17 protein-coding genes are annotated in these 23303 nt (G+C 37.4%); 8 read left to right on the top strand and 9 right to left on the bottom strand.

Annotated elements, in window-relative coordinates:
* The first annotated feature begins 267 nt into the window (after positions 1 to 267).
* The 4 genes from BN1243_RS20365 to BN1243_RS20350 all read left to right on the top strand — a co-directional run bounded on the left by BN1243_RS20365 (position 268) and on the right by BN1243_RS20350 (position 4204).
* Positions 268 to 1410 carry an iron-containing alcohol dehydrogenase gene (locus tag BN1243_RS20365; protein ID WP_062109933.1) on the top strand — a complete coding sequence of 381 codons (1143 nt, stop codon included), beginning with the start codon at positions 268 to 270 and terminating at the stop codon, positions 1408 to 1410.
* 524 nt (positions 1411 to 1934) lie between these two features.
* Positions 1935 to 2804, top strand: coding sequence for a cation diffusion facilitator family transporter (locus tag BN1243_RS20360; protein WP_062110826.1), 870 nt, complete (start codon positions 1935 to 1937; stop codon positions 2802 to 2804).
* A 193-nt stretch (positions 2805 to 2997) separates the two neighbouring features.
* A complete protein-coding gene (locus BN1243_RS20355; RefSeq protein WP_084782149.1) occupies positions 2998 to 3618 on the top strand; it encodes a DUF3298 and DUF4163 domain-containing protein in 621 nt (206 codons plus the stop codon).
* A gap of 187 nt (positions 3619 to 3805) precedes the next feature.
* Positions 3806 to 4204, top strand: coding sequence for a ClpX C4-type zinc finger protein (locus tag BN1243_RS20350; RefSeq protein WP_062109932.1), 399 nt, complete (start codon positions 3806 to 3808; stop codon positions 4202 to 4204).
* Positions 4205 to 4273: 69 nt separating this feature from the next.
* Here the strand turns inward: BN1243_RS20350 and BN1243_RS20345 are convergent, their stop codons facing one another.
* On the bottom strand, positions 4274 to 5230 hold the full coding sequence (locus BN1243_RS20345; protein ID WP_062109930.1) for an alpha/beta hydrolase: 957 nt from the start codon (positions 5228 to 5230) through the stop codon (positions 4274 to 4276).
* A gap of 449 nt (positions 5231 to 5679) precedes the next feature.
* Between BN1243_RS20345 and BN1243_RS20340 the strand changes: the two genes are divergently transcribed.
* The 3 genes from BN1243_RS20340 to BN1243_RS20330 all read left to right on the top strand — a co-directional run bounded on the left by BN1243_RS20340 (position 5680) and on the right by BN1243_RS20330 (position 9137).
* Positions 5680 to 7035 carry an ABC transporter substrate-binding protein gene (locus BN1243_RS20340; protein WP_062109928.1) on the top strand — a complete coding sequence of 452 codons (1356 nt, stop codon included), beginning with the start codon at positions 5680 to 5682 and terminating at the stop codon, positions 7033 to 7035.
* 196 nt (positions 7036 to 7231) lie between these two features.
* Complete coding sequence (locus BN1243_RS20335) at positions 7232 to 8437, top strand: UTP--glucose-1-phosphate uridylyltransferase (RefSeq protein WP_062109926.1); 1206 nt, start codon at positions 7232 to 7234, stop codon at positions 8435 to 8437.
* A gap of 232 nt (positions 8438 to 8669) precedes the next feature.
* Positions 8670 to 9137, top strand: a complete 468-nt coding sequence (locus BN1243_RS20330; protein ID WP_062109923.1) for a GyrI-like domain-containing protein — start codon at positions 8670 to 8672, stop codon at positions 9135 to 9137.
* Between the two features lie 151 nt (positions 9138 to 9288).
* On the opposite strand, the gene BN1243_RS20325 is transcribed toward BN1243_RS20330, so the two are convergent.
* From BN1243_RS20325 to BN1243_RS20305, 5 genes are all read right to left on the bottom strand, one after another.
* Positions 9289 to 10956 (bottom strand): ribonuclease J, encoded by a 1668-nt coding sequence (locus BN1243_RS20325; RefSeq protein ID WP_062109921.1) that lies wholly within the window; start codon positions 10954 to 10956, stop codon positions 9289 to 9291.
* 186 nt (positions 10957 to 11142) lie between these two features.
* On the bottom strand, positions 11143 to 11946 hold the full coding sequence (locus BN1243_RS20320; RefSeq protein WP_062109919.1) for a class I SAM-dependent methyltransferase: 804 nt from the start codon (positions 11944 to 11946) through the stop codon (positions 11143 to 11145).
* Positions 11947 to 12101: 155 nt separating this feature from the next.
* Entirely contained in the window at positions 12102 to 12974 is an 873-nt protein-coding gene (locus BN1243_RS20315) for a carbohydrate ABC transporter permease (protein WP_062109917.1), read from the bottom strand.
* A complete protein-coding gene (locus BN1243_RS20310; protein WP_069201810.1) occupies positions 12974 to 13942 on the bottom strand; it encodes an ABC transporter permease in 969 nt (322 codons plus the stop codon). The genes BN1243_RS20315 and BN1243_RS20310 overlap by 1 nt, the downstream gene beginning before the upstream one ends.
* Positions 13943 to 14004: 62 nt before the next feature.
* Positions 14005 to 15567: a type 2 periplasmic-binding domain-containing protein gene (locus BN1243_RS20305; protein WP_062109915.1), complete on the bottom strand. Its 1563-nt coding sequence runs from the start codon at positions 15565 to 15567 to the stop codon at positions 14005 to 14007.
* A 415-nt stretch (positions 15568 to 15982) separates the two neighbouring features.
* On the opposite strand from BN1243_RS20305, the gene BN1243_RS20300 reads away from it, so the two are divergent.
* Positions 15983 to 17224, top strand: coding sequence for a CynX/NimT family MFS transporter (locus tag BN1243_RS20300; protein ID WP_062109912.1), 1242 nt, complete (start codon positions 15983 to 15985; stop codon positions 17222 to 17224).
* A 201-nt stretch (positions 17225 to 17425) separates the two neighbouring features.
* On the opposite strand, the gene BN1243_RS20295 is transcribed toward BN1243_RS20300, so the two are convergent.
* The 3 genes from BN1243_RS20295 to BN1243_RS20285 form a co-directional block, all read right to left on the bottom strand.
* Positions 17426 to 19633, bottom strand: a complete 2208-nt coding sequence (locus BN1243_RS20295) for an ABC transporter ATP-binding protein (RefSeq protein WP_062109910.1) — start codon at positions 19631 to 19633, stop codon at positions 17426 to 17428.
* A 635-nt stretch (positions 19634 to 20268) separates the two neighbouring features.
* Complete coding sequence (locus BN1243_RS20290; protein WP_062109908.1) at positions 20269 to 20826, bottom strand: DUF1854 domain-containing protein; 558 nt, start codon at positions 20824 to 20826, stop codon at positions 20269 to 20271.
* Positions 20827 to 23151 carry an ABC transporter ATP-binding protein gene (locus tag BN1243_RS20285; protein ID WP_230200272.1) on the bottom strand — a complete coding sequence of 775 codons (2325 nt, stop codon included), beginning with the start codon at positions 23149 to 23151 and terminating at the stop codon, positions 20827 to 20829.
* Positions 23152 to 23303: the final 152 nt, after the last annotated feature.

The following is a 23303-nucleotide window of genomic DNA, read 5'->3' as shown; positions in this document are numbered from 1 at the left end:
CAAAGCCTATTTCTTAAAATGAATCTATCTTTTATCCGAGACTACTGATCAAAGCAAACTTACCTTTATTCCCAAATAGTTTGCCAATTCGTTGCCGTAAAAAGATTCTTCGCATTTAATAAAGTATTTTGCTATAATGGAGTTGCAAGGAAGGATTAGGATCCTATTCATACTCTTTTTATGTTTTCCGTTAACAAATATCTATATTTTGAAGGTTTATGTGAAGTTTTTCACAAATTGTGAGTTCTAAACTAAGGAGGCATTAAAATGATGTATTATTTGCCTAGTAAAAATCTATTAGGTCGCGGTTGTCTAAATGATTTAGGGGAAGAAATTAAAAATTTTGATTTTAAAAAGGCTCTAGTCGTTACAGACAAGTTTCTGAGCGATAGTGGTATCGTAAAAAGAATTACGAATGAGCTCGATCAAATTGATGTTCAGTATATTATATACGATGAAGTTGAACCAAACCCTACAACTGAACAAGTGAATAAAGGGTTGCAACTATTGCAAAAAGAATCATGTGACTTTATCTTATCAGTTGGAGGTGGGTCGCCTCAAGACTGTGCTAGTGCAATTAGCATTTTGGCAACAAATGGTGGAAATGTTCGTGATTACGAAGGCGTCCATAAATCACAGAATCTTGGATTCCCAACGATCGCTGTTAATACAACAGCAGGTACTTCGGCCGAATTGACGATCAATTACGTCATTACGGATGAAGATCGCGGGGTCAAAATGGTATGTGTAGATAAAAATAGCTTGGCCCTTCTATCTGTAAGTGACCCTGAAATCATGATCTCGAAGCCACGGGATTTAACAGCTGCAACAGGAATGGATGCATTAACACACGCTATTGAAGCCATTGTTACTCCTGGTGCCAACACGATTACAGATGCAACAGCATTGGAAGCTGTTAGAATAATCTTCGACTACTTGCCAAGTGCGGTTGAAAATGGAGAGGATATTGAAGCTCGCGAACAACTAACTTATGCCTGTTTTCTAGCGGGTATGGCCTTCTCCAATGCAGGACTTGGGTTTGTTCATGCAATGGCTCACCAACTCGGGGGAATTTATAATTTACCACATGGAGTGTGTAATGCAATGCTTCTTCCAGTTGTGGAGCGTGAAAATACGAAACATGCACCTGAAAAGTTCCGTTTAATTGCTGAAAAGCTAGACTATAAAATCGATAAAGCAACAGATGAAGAAGTAGCTCAATTTGTCATTGATGAAATTATCGCTTTATCTGAAGAAGTGGGTATCCCTAAATCTCTCAAAGAATTAGGTGTTGAAAACCCAGATTTAGAGTTACTAGCAGATAATTCTTTAAAAGATGCATGTGCACCTGGAAATCCATTTATGCCAACTAAAGAGCAGACAATGGAGATGTTTAAAGAAATAGTTTAGTCTTGGAAATTCAACGTCGATAAAGAAGCTAGGTTCCAAAACAAACTCAAAATTTTATTGGAACCTAGCACCATCCTTAAAAGCATTATATTGTGGAACAGGCACTTCTACTCATGAGATAATCCATCATTCTCAGAATGAATCCTTATTTTGTCTACTTATCCCCAAAGAAAAACAACGCTACTTCCCTTTACCGCTCGTATCGTAATTTTGTATTTAGAGTCGCCTGAAGCAAAGGACTGCGATCAGGCGCTAATTTTTGTTCAATTTTCCCATCTGTAATTGTCATATAGTGTGCTTCCTTACAGAAACAGAATATCTTCCTAGTTTTTAAAAAACATCTTCTTATTTTAATCGTAAACATCCCTTCTAAAACCTAAGCACTTTGTTCATTCTTATTTTTACCTAACGAAACTCTGTTAGCCTCCTCATAAAATCGATCATTACCTCAACATCATTGCTGTAGACTAATCCAAATACCACTTGTTACTATTAATAAGATGGACTGAGAAGTGGGTGAAGCAATGGAACAAAATAAATATAATGAGCTAAAAAGAGGAGAGCGCGGAGCCATAATAAGCATCATTGCATATATCTGCCTATCCGCATTAAAAATTACTGTCGGCTATATCGCACATTCAACTGCTTTAAAGGCTGACGGTTTCAACAATGCAACTGATATTGTTGCGTCAGTTGCCGTTCTGATCGGTTTAAGGCTATCACAGAAGCCAGCTGATGAAGACCATCCATACGGTCATTGGAAATCTGAAACAGTTGCATCCATGGTCGCTTCATTTATTATGATGACAGTTGGGATTCAGGTCGTCTTTCATGCTATTTCTTCCTTTTTTACTGGGAATCATGAATCCCCTGACTTAATATCTGCATGGGTTGGAGGATTTAGTGCAATAATCATGTATTTTGTTTACCGTTACAATAAGCGTTTAGCAATGGAAATTAATAGCCAATCCATCATGGCGGCGGCAAAGGATAATCTTTCAGATGCTTTAGTCAGTATCGGGGCTGTTATTGGAATCATCGGTTCACAATTTAAGTTGCCTTGGCTTGATTCGTTAACTGCGGTCATTGTCGGTCTAATCATTTGTAAAGCCGCTTGGGATATTTTTCGGGATGCTTCCCATTATTTAACAGACGGTTTTGATGAAAAACAGATGGAGTCATTTAAAAAAACCATTCAGCATACAGAAGGTGTCATAAGTGTCAAAGAAATTAAGGCGAGGAATTACGGAAATAACGCTGTCGTTGACGTCATTATCCTAGTGAATTCAACATTAGACATTCGAGACGCCCATAGCATTGCTACAAATGTTGAAAATGTTTTAAAGAAAAAACATAATGTCTATGATGTCCATGTTCATGTTGAGCCCAATTAGCTTTTCTAGTTTTCGATAAGACCATTGATTATATGTCACTCTGACTGGAGGAAATAATATGAAGAAGTTTTGATAGCTGATCGTTATTCTGATATGACTCACTACACTAGTATCAGATATCCTCAGGCAACTTTAAACACGTCTTCCTCGCTTCCGAATACAATGAGGTAAAAAGCTAGAGGATGGATGTTCTATGTCTATATCTTTCCCTGTTCGTACAAGAACAGCAAGAGTAAGTAGTGGACCGAAACAAACTGTTTTTTATCCCCAAGTGAAGAGAATGCAAAATCAAAGACTGGAAACTGCCATAAACCGAGCAATAGTGAATCAAACACAAAAATTAATTAACCAACAAGTTAGTGATATGGAGACCGCTGTAGATGAAATGATTGGGTACTATGAGATAAAAAATAATCAGCGAGAAGTCCTAAGTTTATCACTCTCTAATTATACGATTCATCATCAGGCAGCACATGGCATGACTTATATAAAGTCATTAACATTTGACCTAAAAAAGGGGAAACGTTGCAAACTAAAAGATTTATTTAAACCTGGAAGTGCTTATGTCCAAAGACTTTCCAACATTATTCGCGCTCAAATCAAACAGCGGGATATTCAACTACTGGATGACTTCAAAAGTATTGCGCCTAACCAAGACTTTTATATTGCTGATAAGGCTCTCGTTATTTATTTCCAACTTTATGAAATTACTCCATACGCTTTTGGTTTTCCAATGTTCCCAATATCTGTATATGATTTACAAGATATTATCGCTGAAGACGGCCCTCTTGGTCGTATGGCCGAAAATAACTAATGGAATCAGCAAAATAAGAACCAATTCACTGCATAAAGAAAGAGTGAATTGGTTCTTTATTACGTATTTCGGCATCCGCTTTGGTCCTAAAAAACAAATAAATTAGCAGGATCATTTTATCAGGTGAAGAATATGTATTACTAAACATGTATACAATTGTTTACATATGAAGAAGGAGGTTAAAATTATGGATCAAGATTTTCGCAAAAAAACCTTTCGGGGAGCAAAAATCGAGGATATTATCTTGGAGCTAGAAAAACTAAGCTCGCTATGTGAAGAAAAATCTAAAAGTAGTGATCACTTGGAAAGGCAACGATTTTACGAAGGCATGGCAGTCGCTTATACAACGATTGTAGTAAAATTAAAGGGCGACTTCGATTATATCGAGCCCAAAGTAATTGATCAATTGTACGAATCCATTGAAAAAACATCAATTCCAAATAATAACACACAACACGTCGATGCATGTTCTTTTTGCCATAGAAGTAAAAGCGAAGTCGGAAAGTTAGCTTTAGGACCAGGTGTTTCCATCTGTCATGAATGTTTAGCGTTTGGTTCAGAAGTGATAAATTCTACAGAATTCTAACTAAGTTTCTCTATTAATAAAGATAGGGAAACCTTTAAGTACAATGGTTTCCCTAGATTTTATTAAAATTTATTTAGCAGCTAGAACCCCATCAATAAATTCCTTTATCCGATTTTCATACGCCTCTGTATGATTATCATAGGCTTTCGTATGACCTGCACCTGGAACGATCCATAATTCCTTCTCTCCACTAGCTGCATCGAAAAGATCGTATCCCATTTTCGTTGGTACAAGATCATCAGCATCACCATGAATGATCAAAAGTGGAAGAGTATTTTTCTTTACCTGCTCGATTGCAGAGGCTTCCTCAAACGTGTACCCCGCTCTTATTTTGGTAATGACACTTGTGACATTTAATAACGGAAAAGACGGAAGATGATAAATATTCTTCAGCTGATGTTGCAATTCTGCTTTTACGGAACTATAGCCACTATCCGCTATAATCGCTTTCACCTCAGCTGGAAGTTTTTCTCCGCTAGTCATCAGAACTGTCGCAGCTCCCATAGAATTTCCATGTAAAATAATCTCTGTTGCTCCATATTTATCGATTAACATCTGAATCCAATCGACATAATCGAGACGCTCATGCCACCCATAACCGATATAATCTCCTTCACTATCTCCATGACCGCGGGCATCCGGCAATAATATATCAAAACCTTGATTATAATAAAAACGGGCCAATTTCCCCATATCATCGCCGGTATTTCGGAATCCGTGCGCTAAAACAACTGCCTTGCCTGTTTCTTCCTCATTTTTAATAAACTTTGCCTGCAACTTTAAATTATCATATGATTTCAATTCTAATTGTTCAGGAGTTTGTTCGTTATACCATGCTTTCGCTTCAGCCAAAAGCTGTTGGTCCTCCGCACTCGCTTCTGCATTGACCGCAACAGCTTCCCGATGAAGTTCAATTTCTGTTCCTCGCTTAACACCTTGTCCATAAAAATAATTGCCAGCAATGATTAACCCAACTAGTAATACAAAAACGACACTGCTAGATACAATGAGCAGTTTTTTCTTCATCCAAATCCCCCTGTTTCTGCAATTCGTATGCCTCTAAATGAAATACTTATATGATTCTAACATAGGCACTCTAGCAAAAAAAATACTATTTCATATTTTGAAATAGTACTAAGTCAAATCCGTCCTCTCCTATTTTTAGACAAGCACATTCTGATAGTCAATCTCCTATAAAGTTCTTCAATTTTCCTTTCTTTAACCTTTATCCCAATAATGGTAAACATTTACGTATGATATAAACTCTCCTAGTATTTTTCAAAACTTTATTTTGCCTCTTAATGAAAACAAACTTTGAATCATACGAGATCCGACTATTTTTTACAAGATTTGACAAAATTCACATCATCTTCACACTTGGTAGTTTACAATAGAGGTAACCGCTTTCACAATATCCAGGTTATTTCAATCTGGGAATCACCATCTTTTATCATACTATCTTAGGAGGTTTAGGAATGAAAGTGGCAAGAAAACTTGCAGTTTTACTACTAGTTTTAGCAATAACACTTTTGGGTGCTTGTTCGAACGATAAGTCTAGTACGAACAAAGCCGATAACAATGATACAAATAAAAATGCTGAAAATGAAAATGAAGGTACTTCTAATGAAGAAACGGAGCCAGTTGCCCTCAAATTTTTATTTCCTTGGGGAGATGAACTTTTCAACGATAGAATTGTCCCGATCGATGAAAAGCTGTCAGATGTCACAATTGAGCTAATTAATAATGACACGGGATCAACTGAAGGAATTCGCGAAAAAATTGAAGATTTGAGTGCCAATAACATCATCCCAGATATTATGATTTTAGGATCTAATGAGCTCATGGATGATTATGTTCAGGAATTTCTTGAACCATTGGATGAATACGCTACCAAGCATAATTTTGATTTGGATAAGCTGAATCCTGCTCTCCTTGATACGATTAGGAGCATGGATAAAGAAGGACGTTTAGTAAGTTTCCCTAACTCTAACGACGCCACTGTCCTCTATTACAATAAGGATATCTTTGATAAATTCGGTATTGAGTATCCTAACGGTAAAATGACGTGGGATGAAACAATTGAACTAGCTAAAAGTCTAACTGGTGAAAGAGATGGGATTACTTATCGCGGCTTGGATATTCGTGATGCCGGTAATTTCCCGCTTGATCAACGTGGAATCAATTTGACAGATCCTGATACAGGTGAAGTGACAATTGCTAATGAACCTGCTGTTCAACAATATCTTAATCTTGTTGAAAATATTTATAAAATTCCCGGAAACTTGCCTCCTGAAGATTCAGGTGGTGCACTAGGTGACTTTTTGAATGGTACGGTAGCGATGACTCTTTATTCCCCACAATTCATGAGATGGGGCGTTGGAACTCCTGAAAAGGCAGAATCCATAGACTTTTTGCCGGCACCTGTTTGGTCTGATCAGTCAGATGTAACAGAACCAGCAAAAAGTTACTATCACTGGGTTATTAACAAATATAGCGAGAATAAAGATGCTGCTTTTAAAGTATTAGCTGAATATACTTCTCAAGATATTCAAGAATTAATTACAAATGCTGGACAAGAAATGACGATCCTTGCTGATGATTCAATCAAAGGGCAATTCGGTTCAGAATTAGACGTGTATGAAGGTAAAAATATCCAAGCCATTTTTGAAATCCCTTCTGGAACTCCTCCAGAGAAAATTAGTAAATACAATCAATACGTTAAGTTTGAAATTAATGAGTTCATTAACTCTAATAAAGATGTGAACCAACATATAAGAGAAGTTGCGGAAAAAGCAGAGATCGAGATTAAAAACGCTAGCGGCAACAACTAAGCGATCATAATCTTATATGTCGGTGAAAGCGGTATCGGACTGTCAAATGGACAGTCCGATTTTAATTTTTACGATACGTCAGTATTTTTATAAAAGGGATTATGGAGGATCATCACGAATCATATTGTTAGTAGAGATGTGGATTAATGAGTGTTTGCGGTCCAGAAAAATCAATTAATGCGAGGTCAAAAACTGAATGGATAACTATAAATTGACGGAAGAAAAATTAAAACAATATGGTCAAGAGCATCTCCTTAGCTTTTATGAAGAATTAGAAGAAAACGAGCAAGATGCATTAATTAAGCAAATTAATTCTATTAATTTTGCTGAAATAGAAAAAGCTTTTCATCATTTATCTTCTACTAGCAGAAAAAGAGAACTTACATCGATCGGTTTTGAATCAGTCGAAGATTTACCAAAATTAACAAAAGAAATATATGCAGAAAAAGGTTTAAAACTTTTAAAAGAAAATAAAGTGGCTGTCGTCCTACTTGCAGGTGGACAAGGTAGCAGATTGGGACACGATGGACCTAAAGGCTCTGTTAGTATAGACGGTTCTCCCCAATCTTCACTATTTGCATTACAAGCTAAACGTCTCCAGCATGTGGAAGAAATAATAGGATCCAAAATCCCTTGGTACATTATGACTAGTCCTTTTAATGATCGTGAAACTAAGGAGTTTTTTAAAAGTAACCATTTTTTCAACTGTGACCCAAATCAAATACGTTTCTTTCAACAAGGACTCATCCCGACAATAAACGCAAACGGGAAAATTATTCTAGAAAGTAAATCGACCATTTCTTTAGCCCCTAATGGAAACGGAGGCGTATTTGATTCCATGGAAAAAAGTGGGGTCTTAAAGGATTTGCAAGAAAGAGGCATTGAATGGCTCTTTTTTAATAATATTGATAATGCCCTCGTTCAAGTTGCAGACCCATTGTTTATTGGTTTTGCAGATGAAAGCGGCTCAGATATATCCAGTAAATCAGTAAAAAAGAGGAACCCAAATGAAAAAGTTGGTGTACTTTGTTTATCTGACGGGCATCCAGCTGTCATTGAGTATTCTGAGTTGCATGACGAAAAAAGTAAGGCTAGCCTCGTGAATGCAAACATAGGAATACATCTGTTTCGAGTATCTTTCCTTGAAAAAACGAAAGATGTTTCTCTCCCTTTTCACTTAGCTCATAAAGTCATACAAACAATCGATCAAAATGGCTGTACAATTAAGCCTGTGAGTCCAAATGGCTACAAATTAGAACAGTTTTATTTTGACATTTTTCCATACGCTGAGAGCATGTCAGTCCTACAAGTACAGAGAGAAAAAGAATTTGCCCCTATCAAAAATAGAATTGGAGAAGATAGTTTAGAAAGTGTAAGAAAGATGATGTTATCAAAAGAATAAATAATTCGTTCGCATTATTCTCAAGCAATAGTTATGAAAATACAAAGCTGCGGAAAATTCAAATCAAAAATTGAACAAAACAGAATGAAATGATTATTGACTGAGAGTGTTTCAAACGACCGTTGCAAGAAGCGCGTTCGTATCCCTGGTCGTTAATTTTAATGCCAGTAACAATGGCATAAAGGATAAGCTTCGTAAGCAAATGGAGAAACATTAATCGGGAGTGAACGATATGCCAGAAACGACTATAACTATTAAGGAACTTAATGAGTTAAAATTAGTAGGTTTTCGAGTATTATGCTCAGATGACCAATATGCAGATAAAATTTCTCAAGCATCGTTACGTTTAAATGAACGCATCAATGAAATTGAACAAGTTAAAAATCCTTCACAGCAATACGGTGCATTCATTGTAGAAAATGAAACAGCTGATGAAGATGGCTATTGGGTTTGTGTTGAAGTTAAGGATTACGAAAATATTCCGAGAGATATGGCGAAACTGACGATCCCACCTCAAAAATACGCTGTCATAAAACATATAGGTTCTAATCAAAAAATTAGAGCTTCTTATAATGAATTACACAAATGGATTGAAGAGAACAATTATATAAGGTTAAAAAACAAGTGGCATTTAGAAAAATATTACATTTGGAACAACACGGAAAATATTCATGTTGAGTTAATGGATACAATTAAGTAATCACAAAATTTCTACCGATTGAAATGCAAATGTGGATATTAAAAGAGGAGGAATCCATGATCTAAGGATCCCAATAGTCGGATCATGAACTCCTCTAAAAATTAGTCATACACAGAGCTTTGGAAGGGTTCCAAAATATTGAAGATTCTAGTTAAACTTCAATCAATATCGGAACAATCATCGGCTCTTTTTTTGTATACGAATAGACAAATTGTCTAATGTTTCTCTTGATTTGTTTTTTCACGACATTACGTTTAATTCTATTTTCTTCTTGTAGTTCTTCAATAGTTTCCAAAATAATTCTATTTACTTCTTTGCGGAACTTTGAGAAATCCCCATCTGTAAAGCCACGAGAAATGATTTCTGGATTAGCCTGAAGTTCTCCATCAGTTTTATCTAATGTCATAATAATCATCACCATGCCATCTTCAGAAAGTTGCTTCCGGTCACGCAACACATATTCCAGGTCGCCGACTTCGCCGCCATCTACATATGTACTTCCAACCGGAATTGATCGATATTGGCTAGGTATAGAATTTTCAATATCAACAACATCACCATTTTTCAAAATAAACGTATTTCCTCGTTCTACACCAACGGATTCAGCTAATGAACGATGATGGTGGAGCATTCTGTATTCCCCATGAATCGGTATAAAATATTTGGGTTTCATTAAAGTTAACATTAATTTTAAATCTTCTTGATAACCGTGGCCGGAAACGTGCATCCCTGAAGTGCTTCCAGATCCATAAATGACATTCGCTCCGAGCTCAAATAAATTATCAACAATTGCTGTAATTCCTCGTTCATTCCCAGGTATTGGTCCTGCTGCAAAGATCACCGTGTCTCCAGAATAAACATCGACATCGCGGAAATCTCCGGTCGAAAGTCGAGCGAGCGCGGCAAGCGGTTCTCCTTGACTACCGGTGCAAAGAATTGCCACACTTTCTGGAGCCATTCCATGAATTTGACGTGGTTCAATCAGCATTCCGTCTGGTACAGTTAAATATCCTTGATCGATGGCAAGTTTTACGACATTCACCATCGTTCGGCCAAGCAATGCCAACTTTCGATTCGTTTTATGGGCTGCATGGACGACTTGCTGAACTCGACTTACATTGGAAGCAAACGTCGTAACAAACACCTTCCCTTCCGCTTTCATAAAAGCTTGTTCCAAATGTTCGCCGACCATCTTTTCTGATGGAGTAAAACCTGGACGTTCAGCATTCGTACTTTCCGACAATAAAAGCAAGACTCCCTCTCTTCCAATTTCCGCCATTCGATGAATATCGGAATGCTCATTCGTTGCAGGAGTTAAATCAAACTTAAAATCCCCAGTATGTACAATGTTTCCCTCTGGCGTGTGAAACACTATTCCTAAACAATCAGGAATACTATGAAATACTTTAAAAAAGCTAATATCCATTTGTCCGATTTTCACTTTCGAACTTGGTTTAATTTCAATCAATTGGCTTTCCCTTAATATTTTATGTTCTCTTAATTTCAATTCAATCAACCCTAGTGTAAAGCGTGTTGCATAAACAGGAACGTTCAATTGTTTTAAGAAAAATGGTATTCCTCCAATATGATCCTCATGCCCATGAGTAACAATTAACGCCTTTACTTTCTCCTTATTGTCAACTAAGTAAGCAATATCAGGGATAATAAGATCAATCCCTAATAAACTTTCATCTGGAAACTTATTTCCACAATCAATTATGACGATATCCTCACCATATTGGATGGCATACATATTTTTCCCGATTTCATTCAAGCCGCCTAAAGCAAAGATTGATATTGTATTCTTATCTTTACTCATACTAAAACCTCCTCCTGGAAATAGATAGTATTAGTATGTCTCCTTGTATTTCCTTCATTCTTCCCTATCTAAATGGAGACAAGGATAAGTGAAAATTATAAAAGAACAATACCAGGTTTCTTATTTAAGCAGAAACCTGGTATCTTAGACTTTTGATGATTCCCTTTTTTAAAATAGTGATGGCACTTAATTAGAGCAAATAAAAATTCCCGTGTCTTTTGTAATATGTATATATCCTTGATTATTTTTCTTAGCTTCTAGGAAGTCAATAAAATTGTTATAACTTCCCTTTCTAATCATTGCTGCTTTAAGTTCGGTTCCTATCGTAAATATATAATCCGCCAAGTCGTGAACATTCGTAACCTTTAAATTACCTTCAAAACGTAACAAGCGTACTTGCTGAAAGAAATTCCTGAGTTGTTGTTCCCCATTTTCCAGACCAAAATGCTTTGAATTTAACGGTTTAGAAAATGGAAGTGATGCATCAAACTCTGCAATAAATTCATAAATCTCTTTCATATGGCTTGAACTATTTGTCGCTGTATAGAATGTTCCACTAGATTTTAATATTCGTTTAATTTCCGATAAAGCTGCAGTAATATTGGGAACGTGATAAAGCATATGGTTAGCTATGGTAATATCACAATAGGAATCCGCTAAATCGATTGATTGAACATCCTTTACCTGATACGTAATGTTTGGAAGTTCCCCAATACTCTTTTTAGCCTTTTCAAGCATTCCTTCAGATAAATCAGTTAAGATAATTTCCCATTTACTATTAATCCTGCTTTTATTTTTAGCCCATAAAGCCCCGGAACCGCACCCAAATTCTATAATCGTGCTTTGTTTTTCAAATTTAATATGATCAAAAACCCACTCATGCCAATCTGCCTCATTGGTACTATACAACTCATGGAGTGCTATGCGAATATCTAATTTGGATGAATCATTATACTGTTTAGTCAAAAACTCTTTTGAATTCGTTAACATAATAGTCTCCTTTAATTTCCTAATTTAATAAATATTCGATAATTAAGTATAAGAATCCTGCTGGAGGAAACTTAAATACATCGAAGGGATTTTACAAATAGAAGAAGCGTCAACCTTTGTATGTGTTTAGGCTGACGCTTATTTTTTTAAAAGAGCTAATCCTTAATCGATCCTAACAGCATACCTTTGTTAAAATGTTTTTGAAAAAACGGATAGACGCATAATAACGGTAGTGCGGTGATCAAAATTGCTGCCATTCTTGCTGAATGCGTAAAATTGACACCTTGGATTTCTTGTTGTCCAAAATCGGCATCTCCTTCAACAAGCATCAACTTTAGGAACACTTGTAATGGCCATTTATTGTTGTCATGTAAATATAAAATAGCATGAAAATACGTATTCCAGTTGTAGACCATATAAAACAACGTAAAGGTTGCAATCGCTGCCTTAGATAATGGAAGCACGATAGAGAAAAGAATGCGCCATTCACCTGCTCCATCAATCCGGGCGGAATCAAATAATTCATCGGGAAGTCTCGTAAAAAAACTGCGCATCACGATTAAATTAAAAGGTGCGATCGCTGTTGAAAACCAGAGCGCTCCAAATGTATTCATCAAGCCTAAACTATCAACAACTAAATAAGTTGGAATCATTCCGCCTGAAAAAATCAAAGTAAACACAACGATAAAATTTAGAAATGAGCGGCCTTTAATGTATTTTTTCGATAATCCGTAAGCCATTAAAGTCGTAATGACAATATTGATAAATGTACCAATAACTGTAATTTCTACAGCATTTTTAAAAGCTTTTATGAACGAACCATTTTTTAATAAATAGGAGTACCCCTCTAGTGTAAATTCATGGGGAATAATAAAGAAGCCTCGGGTTAAATATTCCTTTTCCGTTGCAAAGGAAGTCATTACTACATAAAGAATTGGGAGTATAATCACAATGACACCGATAATTAATAGGCCATAAACAATCGTTTCTAAGAAAAGATTTTTTCCTTGTGGATTGTGTTTTGCCATTAAAATATTCCCTCCTCCCCGAGTTTTTTAACCACCTTATTTGCTCCGACAACTAAGATCAGACCAACAACACCTTTAAATATCCCCACTGCTGTCGTATAACTGAAATTCCCCATTAAAATCCCTGTTCTATAAATATACGTGTCAAAAATATCAGAAGTCCCCATATTCAACGGATTTTGTAATAATAAAACGTGTTCAAAGCCAATATCCATAAACGAGCCTAATCGTAAAATAAACAAAACAATAATGACACCGCGAATAGCGGGCAAAGTAATATGCCAAATTTGCCGCAACCGCCCAGCTCCATCAATCGAAGCTGCTTCATACAAGTTAGGATCAACCCCGGCAATCGCAGCCAAGAAAATAATGGCACCCCACCCCGTACCTTGCCATATATTTTGCAATATCCAAGTAATGCGGAATCCACCAGGGGTTGTCAACGGCTCGATCGTATTAAATCCTAAATCCTTCAAAAGCATATTGATTCCGCCATCCCGTGTTGCAAACAGTACAACCGTAATGGCCACGATCACAACCCAAGATAAAAAGTGTGGAGCATAAAAAATTGTCTGGGAAATAACCTTAAACCATTTTAGTCTTACTTCATTCAATAAAATTGCCAAAATAATCGGCATAGGGAAAAAGAATATGATATCAAGACCACTTAAAATCATCGTATTCGCTAATAATGGCCAAAAATTCCGTGTAGTAAAAAGCCTTTCAAAGTGATCCAATCCAACCCAACTACTCCCCCAAAAGCCCTGAAAAGGATCGTAGTTTTGAAAGGCAATGACAATTCCCGCCATCGGGACATATTTGAAAATGATAAAAAATAAAAAGCCAGGTAAAATCATCATGTAAATTGGCCAAGTGCGTTTAAGATTGAATCCATTTTTTTGGGGACGTAACTGTGTCTGTACAGTCCCTTCCGCTAAAGGGAATTTATTGGTTGTTCTCATGCTCATTCGCTAGATTCACATCCTTGCTTCTTATATTTCTTAATAGGAAGGGCAAGATGCCCCTCCATTTATTCCATGTTTTTTTGTTTTTGATAGGATTTATTCACTTCTTCGATGATTTTATCTCCGCCTTCTGACTTCCAACGTTCAATCACTTCGTCAATATAGTCAACTGGTTTTCTTCCAGCAATAATATTAGCGATCCCTTCGTTGAAGTCAGCGGCGAGGTCTTTGGATCGTTCTTGGAAAGTCGGCGAATCGATCGTATACGGATCCCCTGCATCTCTCCATTCAGAAGGATATTGATCCACTGCTTTCTGGAATTCATCATCATACTGTTCTTCTTCTGGAGTCCAGCCATGAATATTGAAATTATCGTCAGAAGAACGGAATAACCAGTTATTTAATAGATTAATTTGTTCCTCATATGTCTTCCCTTTTTCCGTCAAAACAATTTCCCCATCTTTTTTCTCCCAGATTTCCCCTTCAGGACCATCTTTCATCACAACGGTACCTTCCTCGGAAATCCACCATTCTAACCATTCTAAAATACGGTATATTTTCTCCTCATCCATATTTGCATCCAATACAACTTTTCCACGCCCTTGTACTGTTACCAACAAACCTGATTCACCTTTAGGCCCTTTTGGCGGATAAGGAATCATCACAAATTCTGCATTTGGTTCGATTTGTTTCAACGCTTCTTCTCTCTGTTTAATGGATCCTGGGCTAGCAATCTCCCAACCTATTTTATTTCCCTCCACTAACGCTTCGATGTCACTTCCAACATTCGTTGCGAAATTGGCATCAAATACACCTTCCGCATAAGCTTTACTTAAAAAGGTTAAAAGTCCTTTCCACTCTTCATTTTGTTCCTCCATCTTAACTAATTTGCCATCCTGTTCCTTCCACTCATAAGCGATGCCATAAGCAGCTTGAAGGAAAGCATTTCGACTTTTCCCTAATCCAGTTGATGTTCCAAATTCATTCGTAAATCCAACGGTATCATCTTTTCCATTTCCATCAGGATCTCCCTCTACAAAGGCTTTTGAAATCTCATAAAACGTATCAATCGTAAATTCTTCCGGACTTGGAATTGGAATGCCTAATTTATCTAACCAATCTTTACGCACCCATAATGCATTACTATATTTCATTGTGTATTTTGGAAGTCCATAAATTTTCCCTGGTTCATTAAAAATCTCCATTGCATCTTCTGGAAATTCGTTTGCTAAACCTGGAAATTCCTCTAAATAAGGTTTTAAATCAACAAAGGCACCACTTAGCTGCCATTTCCTAAACTGAACTGGCTCATTAATCATATAGATGTCAGGTAAATCCTTTGAAGCTGCTAAACTATTTAACGTGTTTTTGTAGTCATTACCTCCAGGGACCCAACGGATGTCTAATTCAACATTGAATTTCTCTTCAATATATTTAATTGTTGGGTGCTCCTTATCTTCCCATCCTCCACCTTGCTGAACAGGTATGGCCATAGAAATAGTTAACTTTTCCGTTCCATCATCAATCTCTTTTCCACTAGGTTCCTTCCCACCAGATGATTTTGAACAGCCAACAATCATAATGATGCCCAGCACAAAGACAAACAGTGTTAGATATGTTTTTTTCACGCGACAACCTCCTTGTATGGTAATGAAACAGCAAAAATGAAATGATATAAGTACGTAGTTCTCTATTCCCTTTTAAAGGGGATACTCAAATTATATGAAAATTATTTCCGAAAAGAAGTGATTTTGAGTTGAGCGGATTGGAATTTAGTATGATCATTGGAGTTTTAAAAAATATATATCTCAGGTGGTTACTCATTGGAACAAGACGTACAAATGAGCAGCGTAGCTGGACCATAATATTTTTACTCTTATAACTCCCCCACATCCATTTTCTAACAATTATAAACTTCCATTTTAAAATTTCTGGTGATCAACGTTTATAAGTTTACTATAGGAATTTTTAATCAATTTACATACCAACGAAACAATGATACTATGCAAACTGTCGTAATTCTTTATATATGGAGGTAATTATTTGAGAAAGGTCCCATCAACAATAGATAGCAGCACATCGACCCTTCGCATAAATTGGTTATTAGTCATAGGAATCGTTTTAATAGGAGCAAACTTAAGAGCTCCGTTAACATCAGTAGGATCACTCATATTATTTATTCGTGATGATCTCGGTTTAAGTCATGCCGTTGCTGGAAGTATAACGACTTTACCTTTGCTCGCCTTTGCACTTCTCTCTCCTTTTGCTCCTAAAATTGCATATCGTTTAGGAATGGAAAAATCAATTTTTCTTTCGATGCTACTTTTAACTTTAGGACTCGTGATACGCTCCCTTTTCGGTACTACATCGCTTTTTGCTGGGACCCTAATTATTGGGCTAGCGATCGCCATTGGAAATGTATTATTACCAGGATTTATTAAAATAAATTTTCCGCAAAGAATCGGTGTCATGACTGGTATTTATGCTGTCTTCATGAATCTGTTCGGTGCATTCGGATCAGGATTAAGCGTACCGATCTCAAACGTAAAAGGAGTAGGCTGGAAAGGTTCCCTTGCGTTTTGGGCAATCTTTGCGATTATTGCACTTTTAGTTTGGCTCCCTCAATTGCGCAAGGCAAGTCACTCAGTTATGAAGGTTAAGGAAGTTAAGAAAAAGCAGAACAGTATTTGGCGCTCACCGCTAGCATGGAATATTACGATTTTTATGGGATTACAATCCTTCATTTTTTATACACTGATTACTTGGTTACCAGAAATTTTACATTCTCATGGATATAGTTCTAGCGCCGCTGGCTGGATGCTATTTCTTATGCAATCTGCTCTTATTCCGATCACCTTCATCATTCCAGTAATTGCGGAAAAAATGAAAAACCAAAAATTGTTAGCTAGCTTATCAGCTATTCTATTTTTCGCAGGAATTACTATATTAATATTTGGAAGTAAGCCACTGATGCCCGTATCTGTAATTCTAATTGGCATTGCAGGGGGAAGTGCTTTTAGCTTGGCTATGATGTTTTTTAGTTTACGTACTGCGGATGGTGAACAAGCAGCTGAAATGTCAGGAATGGCTCAATCATTTGGTTATTTATTAGCTGCCGCTGGACCAATTCTATTTGGCGGCTTGCACGATTTAACAGCAGGATGGACAATACCGCTTTTCACATTGCTTATAGTCTCGGCCCTTATTTTTATGACAGGTAGAGAAGCTGGAGAAAATAAATTGATATCTGTTTCCTCTTTGGAAGAAAAAGCTATCGTATCATAGGAAAAACCAGATATGGAATCTGGTTTTTCCTTGTATTTCGAAAATATAGTATACTCTAGTCATCTAATATTTTTATCAATAAGAAAGGTGGCTTTAGTATCGTTCACTTTTAGGTCGTAATCTCATTGGAAATCGTTCATTAAAAAATAAAAGCCAGTCCGTTGATGTATGTTCTACACCAAAGAACTGACTCTAAAGAGATTAGCCCGCTTTTACCTTAGTCTTCGTCATATTCCGCTGAGCCATAATCAATCCGTAATAAATACCTTGTTTTTCCATGAGCTCTTTATGAGTTCCCACTTCAGCAACCTCACCTTTATCAAGAACGAGGAGCCGGTCTGCATTGCGGAGCGTGGAAAGCCTGTGTGCAATCGCAATCGTTGTACGATTTTTCGTCACTCTTTGCAAAGCTTCCTGAATGGCAGTTTCTGTGTCGATATCAAGGGATGCTGTCGCTTCATCTAAAATTAAAATACGTGGATTATGAAGAACCGCTCGCGCAATCGTCAATCGCTGACGCTCTCCCCCCGATAAATTATTCCCGTTTTCTTCCAATCTCGTATCATAGCCATCTGGTAAATTAATAATAAATTCATGGGCATTAGCAACCCTTGCAGCCTGAATGACTTCTTCCATCGTCGCATCCGGTTTGGAATAACGGATATTCTCCATAATTGATCCTCGGAACAGCATCGTCTCTTGTAAAACGACTCCAATTTGCGAACGTAATTCTTCTTGCCGGATTGCTCGAATATCCACTCCATCAATCAAAATTTGTCCTTCATTGATATCGTAGAATCTGGAAACTAAGTTGATAAGCGTCGATTTTCCCGCTCCAGAATGTCCGACAAGTCCGATCATTTCTCCTGGCTGGATTTCAATGTTGATTTTTTTCAACACAGGCTCATAAGATTTATATCCAAAAATCACCTCTTTAAATTGGATATGACCATGAATGGAGTGTGAAATGGATGTTTCTTTATCAAAAATTTCTGGATCCTCATCTATGACAGAAAAAATTCGATCAATCGCAATAGCTGCATCGGCAACCCATCTCGGCATATTCATAAGCCATGCAAGTGGTCCAAAAACCATACTTGCATATCCTGTGAATTGGACGAGTTCTCCGAGTGTTAAGTTTCCATTTAGGATCATATTACATCCAACTAATAGTACAAAGTAAGTCGTAATCTGTAGTAAATATGTGGAGACTGGGGTGAGAACACTATATACTTTTTCTGATCTATAAGACGCTGCTGCATATTCAGTGTTATACTCTCTAAACCGCTTGATTTCCCTTTGTTCTTTACCAAAGGTTTTGACTACTCTTATTCCGCTCAGTACATCATGAAGATAAGAATTCGCTTTATCAAAAATTCTCCATTGTTTACGGAAGAGTCTCCTTACAATTACACGCCAAGTCATAAATTGCAAATAAGCTACAAATGGTGCAGGCAACAGGACAATTAAGGCTAAACGCCAGTCTGTCATTAGCAGCAAAACAGTAATAGCGATTAACATAATGACTTGATAAACAGCCGTTGTGAAAACTTCCTGAATCAAACGACGAATCCGATTTGTGTCAGATGTAACCCGATTCATTAAATCGCCTGCTCTTTGTGATGTTAAAAAGCCTAGCGAAAGGTTTTGGATTTTTTCATAGACAAGTTTACGCAAGTCCGCTGCAATCGTGGAACTGACAGTAGCCATTACCCGTCCCTTCGAAACATTTAAAAGCTCTCCAGCAACTAGAGAAAACAGGATTCCCCCGATCGCAAGAAAAAACATGGGAATGCTTGGATCCTGTCCTTCAGGTGGCTGTAGCGATGAGTTGACAAGCAATTTTTGAAAATATGGGCCTAATAAGGCAACAGCAGAAGTCACCAAGAGAATGAATAATCCTAAGGCAAGCATGGGCCAATGGGACTTGGATATTCCAAATAACCTTTTTAAAACCGCCGCTTTATTCATACACTTTGCACATACTCTCGTGCCACGAATTAATTTTTCCCCACAATTAGAACAAACGAGTTCTTCCTCGTCATTGTAGATCCTAATTTCACTATTTGTAGCGATATAGTTCAATATTTGAGCAATGTAGGTAAACCGAGCTATATGTTCCATGGAAATTCTAACAATGATTCTTTTTCCAAGTTCATCCGTTGTTTCCAGAATAGCGTTACCTACAAGTGGTACCACTTTATAATCATGTCCTTCTGATATAAGGCAGCTTTCTTTTACTTCTCCCGCTTCAACATAGGCCCACTTATCCTGACCAATTACAAAATATCCTTTAGTTCTTCGCCCAGTAAGAGATAAATCAGCAGGTACACAGTAACGAATCGTTTCCCCAATCACTTCTTGAACAGCTGACCGATCTTGTTCTGAGAGTTTATAATTTAAATTCATAGCAGCCTTCCTTTTTTGTAATGAGAAAGTTTTAAATAAAGGTCCAATGAATCTTCCGCTTTTCTTTGCGTTAGGGGCTCGAGATCAAATAACCTGAGGCAAGAAAAGCCAAAAACCAGGCTTTTTTGCCTCAGAACATTTGCTTGTCGCCCCTAGCAAACGCCTTCCGCTTTTCTTTGTCTAGCTCCCGCGCCTAGCGACTAGCAAACTTTCACGTTCTTCCTACGATAAGTCAACATCGGTTCGTCCTGGTGGACTCACCGTGTAATCTAGCTGCAGGCGGCAGGGACTCGGGGTCAAATAACCTTTCCACCGAAGGCACAAAACGCCTTCTTAGTGGAAAGAACATTTGCCTGTCGTCCCTAATCGGCCGCCTTCCGCTTTTTATTTTCCTTTATCTCAGGCCAACAGGATGTTGGTCAGAACGGCGTTGCGCCAGGACGGCGCGTCTTTAGCCGTTCATCCTTTGTTAAAAAGTTTGTACGTCGCTGGACAGGCGCTTCCGCTTTTCTTTGTCTAGCTGCAGGCGTTAGGGGCTCGAGATCAAATAACCTGAGGCAAGAAAAGCCAAAAACCAGGCTTTTTTGCCTCAGAACATTTGCTTGTCGCCCCTGTCAAACGCCTTCCGCTTTTCTTTACGCCATGCACATTTCTACCATTCGGTATTCTTTGTCTGTTAAGTCACCTAAATCTTCGATGATAAAACGGTTTCCATCTACGTCGGTGATCAATACCTTTTTAGCTGTAACAGCAGTAATGTTCCCTCTGCCAGAGCGTACTGTAAAATAGCAGCTTCCCGAAGTTGTCTCCGTATCCCAATAAGAATAGCCAAATTCCTCACTAATTTTATTAACCCTGGTAATTTTTGGAGCGAAATATCGCAAATTAATATGTTTCTCTAGCAAACTTACAGTCTCACTCGGAAATTCATCCAAGTTTTTGATGATGCCAATTTCTTTATTCTCACCCGTTCGGACAGATACAAAGACCCTTTTATCCATATGCGGGAATGAGCAATGTAAAAAAACAGCAGGGTGCATTTCTCCATTAACGTGGACCGAAAGCATTTGTCCTTCGGTTTCCACAAACATCGCATTATCCATCGTTAAATAATTCATACTCACTGCATCAGACAAGTCTGTTTTATTTCCTGCCCGTTCATGTCGACCGTGCCCAAGTTCCAACTTCGACATTTAAATCGCCTCTTTCATTTTTAAAGCTTCTTCATGTTTTTTAACCATCCCGGCGTATATTCCATCTTTAACCATAAGTTCCTCATGCGTGCCAGCTTCCTCAACCTTCCCCCGTTCCATCACATATAAATAGTCAGCATTTCGCAAAGTCGATAGCCTGTGAGCAATCGCAATGGTTGTTCTTCCTTCAGCAAGCGACTCTAAAGCTTCTTGAATTTGCAATTCTGTTTCTGTATCAAGGGACGCTGTCGCTTCATCCAAGATTAATATTTTTGGATCATGCAAAATGGCTCTCGCAATCGATATCCGCTGTTTTTCGCCTCCCGAAAGACTATATCCACCTGTTCCAACAACCGTATCATAGCCGTCTGGAAGATTTTCAATAAAATCGTGCGCATTCGCGATTTTCGCCGCATGAATAATATCTTCAAAAGTACAATCTGGGTTGGCGTAAGCAATATTTTCGGCGATGGTTCCTATAAACACGTATACTTCCTGTGATACAATTCCAATATTTTTTCGTAACGTGTCTGATGTTAAATCTTTAACATTAATATCATCAAGCTTGATTTCCCCTTCATTGACCTCATAAAGCCGTGATATTAAGTTGACTAGTGTTGATTTCCCCGCTCCAGAAGGCCCTACAACCCCTATCATCTGCCCTGGTTTCGCAATTAATGATACATCCTTCAAAATTGGATTATTCGGCTCATAACTAAAGTGAACATTTGAAATCTGGATATGTCCTTCGAGCTGCTCCAAATGGAGGGCATCTTCTTTTTCGATTACTTCCGGGACGGCATCTTGAACTTCAAAAATCCGCTGTGCCGCTGACATACAAGAAGACCACCAGTTAGCAATATTATTCATGAATTGGATCGGCCCAAATAACATGAAAATGTACGTAATGAAAGTCATAATTTCCCCGAATGTCATTTCTCCCCCAATGACTCTCCAGCCACCAAAGGCCCAAATCAACACTCCTCCAATTTGAGTGACCATATTAATAATTGGAAAAATGGTGCTTCCCATCTTATTAAACCTTTGTTCTGCCTCAGAGTAAGATTCATTAGCTCCTTGAAATCGATCGATCTCAACTTGCTCTTTTCCAAAAGCTTTAACAATTCTTGCACTGCGTACAGTATCACTTATTATCGAGTTCATGCTGCTCATTCTTCTATGCCTTCTCCAGCCCATTCTCCATAATTTAGGAAAAACCCACCTTACTAATAGAACAACAAATGGTAGCGGTATCAAACATATGAGCGTTAATTTCCAATCCATAATGAGTAGTACGGTTGTAACTCCAATAATATTCATCGAATTGACGATAAAATAAGGAATACCATCTACAAAAAAGGCCTGTAATTCATTTGCATCATCATTAACTCTTGTCATCAATTGTCCTGTCTGCCTTTTTTGAAAAAAAGATAAAGAAAGTCGCTGCATCGAGGTAAATATACTCGCTTTTAAATCAAAAACAATATCTGCTGCCATGCGGGCGTTGATGACACCAAATAAGATTCCGAAAACAAGAGATAAAGTTCGAAAAACAATAATAATTGCAATGACTAACGCAATCTTTCCAGCGAAAGTTCCCGTCCCACCTAGTGCTTGGTCGAATAATACAGTACCTTGGAAATAAGGAATAACAAGTCCCGTTGCCGAATTCAATAGCATAAATAAAATTATGAGGAAAATTGATAGCTTATGATTTGCTGTAAAACTTAGCAATCTTGTAAATATGGCACCCTTCTTAAGACATCGCGGACATACTTGACGTCCCTTTTCAGGGTAAATCATCCCACACTTTGGACATGTATTTGTACTTGTATCATCCTCTACATGTTTTTCAATCGTCTCATTGTTTTTCAGCTTCTCAAAGGTTCTTATAAAGCGAGAAGCATCCTCCATAAAGCCATTTGTAAAAGCTGCAAGCCCTCTTTCCTCTGGAGCTTTTATGACGATCATCCCTGAAGCAATTAAATTTACGGTGTAAACACTTTCAATCTCTTCGATCAAAAAACTGCTTACTTCAAAATGCTTTTCTTCTATTAAATTAGTTTTCTTCTTTGCCTTTTCATTCACACGAAATCCTTTGAATGTTTTTTGCTTCTTTTCATGGTCGTTAGAAATTCGATAGAGCGTATCTTTCGTAAGAACTAAGTATGTATCAACAAATCCACCGCTCATCGCACGGTCACAAACGATCCAATCCATGATGTCTTCTACCAATACACCCTTATTCAAAAATAAGGTCTTCAGTTCTTCTGTCAGCTTTTTCATATACTTCGGAAACCTCACTCCATTTTCTATCATTTTCATAAGAATAACGGAACTCCTGTACTTTACATCTTTTCCGTCTTTGCTAGATCTAGATCAGCAAATTTTATACTTTCTTATCTTGATAAAAATAGCACATAATAGCACTCAATGTAAAATGATTCTTCTCAAAAAATCTAAATTTTTGCTCTAGA

The organism is Bacillus niameyensis, from assembly GCF_001375535.1.
In the GTDB taxonomy this organism is placed as follows: Bacteria; Bacillota; Bacilli; order Bacillales; family Bacillaceae_C; genus Lederbergia; species Lederbergia niameyensis.
This window is presented reverse-complemented; position numbering and strand designations above follow the sequence as displayed.

Coding starts and splice junctions, on each gene's coding strand:
- BN1243_RS20365 (WP_062109933.1), top strand. CDS start 268: ATGATGTATTATTTGCCTAGTAAAAATCTATTAGGTCGCGGTTGTCTA.
- BN1243_RS20360 (WP_062110826.1), top strand. CDS start 1,935: ATGGAACAAAATAAATATAATGAGCTAAAAAGAGGAGAGCGCGGAGCC.
- BN1243_RS20355 (WP_084782149.1), top strand. CDS start 2,998: ATGTCTATATCTTTCCCTGTTCGTACAAGAACAGCAAGAGTAAGTAGT.
- BN1243_RS20350 (WP_062109932.1), top strand. CDS start 3,806: ATGGATCAAGATTTTCGCAAAAAAACCTTTCGGGGAGCAAAAATCGAG.
- BN1243_RS20345 (WP_062109930.1), bottom strand. CDS start 5,230: ATGAAGAAAAAACTGCTCATTGTATCTAGCAGTGTCGTTTTTGTATTA.
- BN1243_RS20340 (WP_062109928.1), top strand. CDS start 5,680: ATGAAAGTGGCAAGAAAACTTGCAGTTTTACTACTAGTTTTAGCAATA.
- BN1243_RS20335 (WP_062109926.1), top strand. CDS start 7,232: ATGGATAACTATAAATTGACGGAAGAAAAATTAAAACAATATGGTCAA.
- BN1243_RS20330 (WP_062109923.1), top strand. CDS start 8,670: ATGCCAGAAACGACTATAACTATTAAGGAACTTAATGAGTTAAAATTA.
- BN1243_RS20325 (WP_062109921.1), bottom strand. CDS start 10,956: ATGAGTAAAGATAAGAATACAATATCAATCTTTGCTTTAGGCGGCTTG.
- BN1243_RS20320 (WP_062109919.1), bottom strand. CDS start 11,946: ATGTTAACGAATTCAAAAGAGTTTTTGACTAAACAGTATAATGATTCA.
- BN1243_RS20315 (WP_062109917.1), bottom strand. CDS start 12,974: ATGGCAAAACACAATCCACAAGGAAAAAATCTTTTCTTAGAAACGATT.
- BN1243_RS20310 (WP_069201810.1), bottom strand. CDS start 13,942: ATGAGCATGAGAACAACCAATAAATTCCCTTTAGCGGAAGGGACTGTA.
- BN1243_RS20295 (WP_062109910.1), bottom strand. CDS start 19,633: ATGAATTTAAATTATAAACTCTCAGAACAAGATCGGTCAGCTGTTCAA.
- BN1243_RS20290 (WP_062109908.1), bottom strand. CDS start 20,826: ATGTCGAAGTTGGAACTTGGGCACGGTCGACATGAACGGGCAGGAAAT.
- BN1243_RS20285 (WP_230200272.1), bottom strand. CDS start 23,151: ATGAAAATGATAGAAAATGGAGTGAGGTTTCCGAAGTATATGAAAAAG.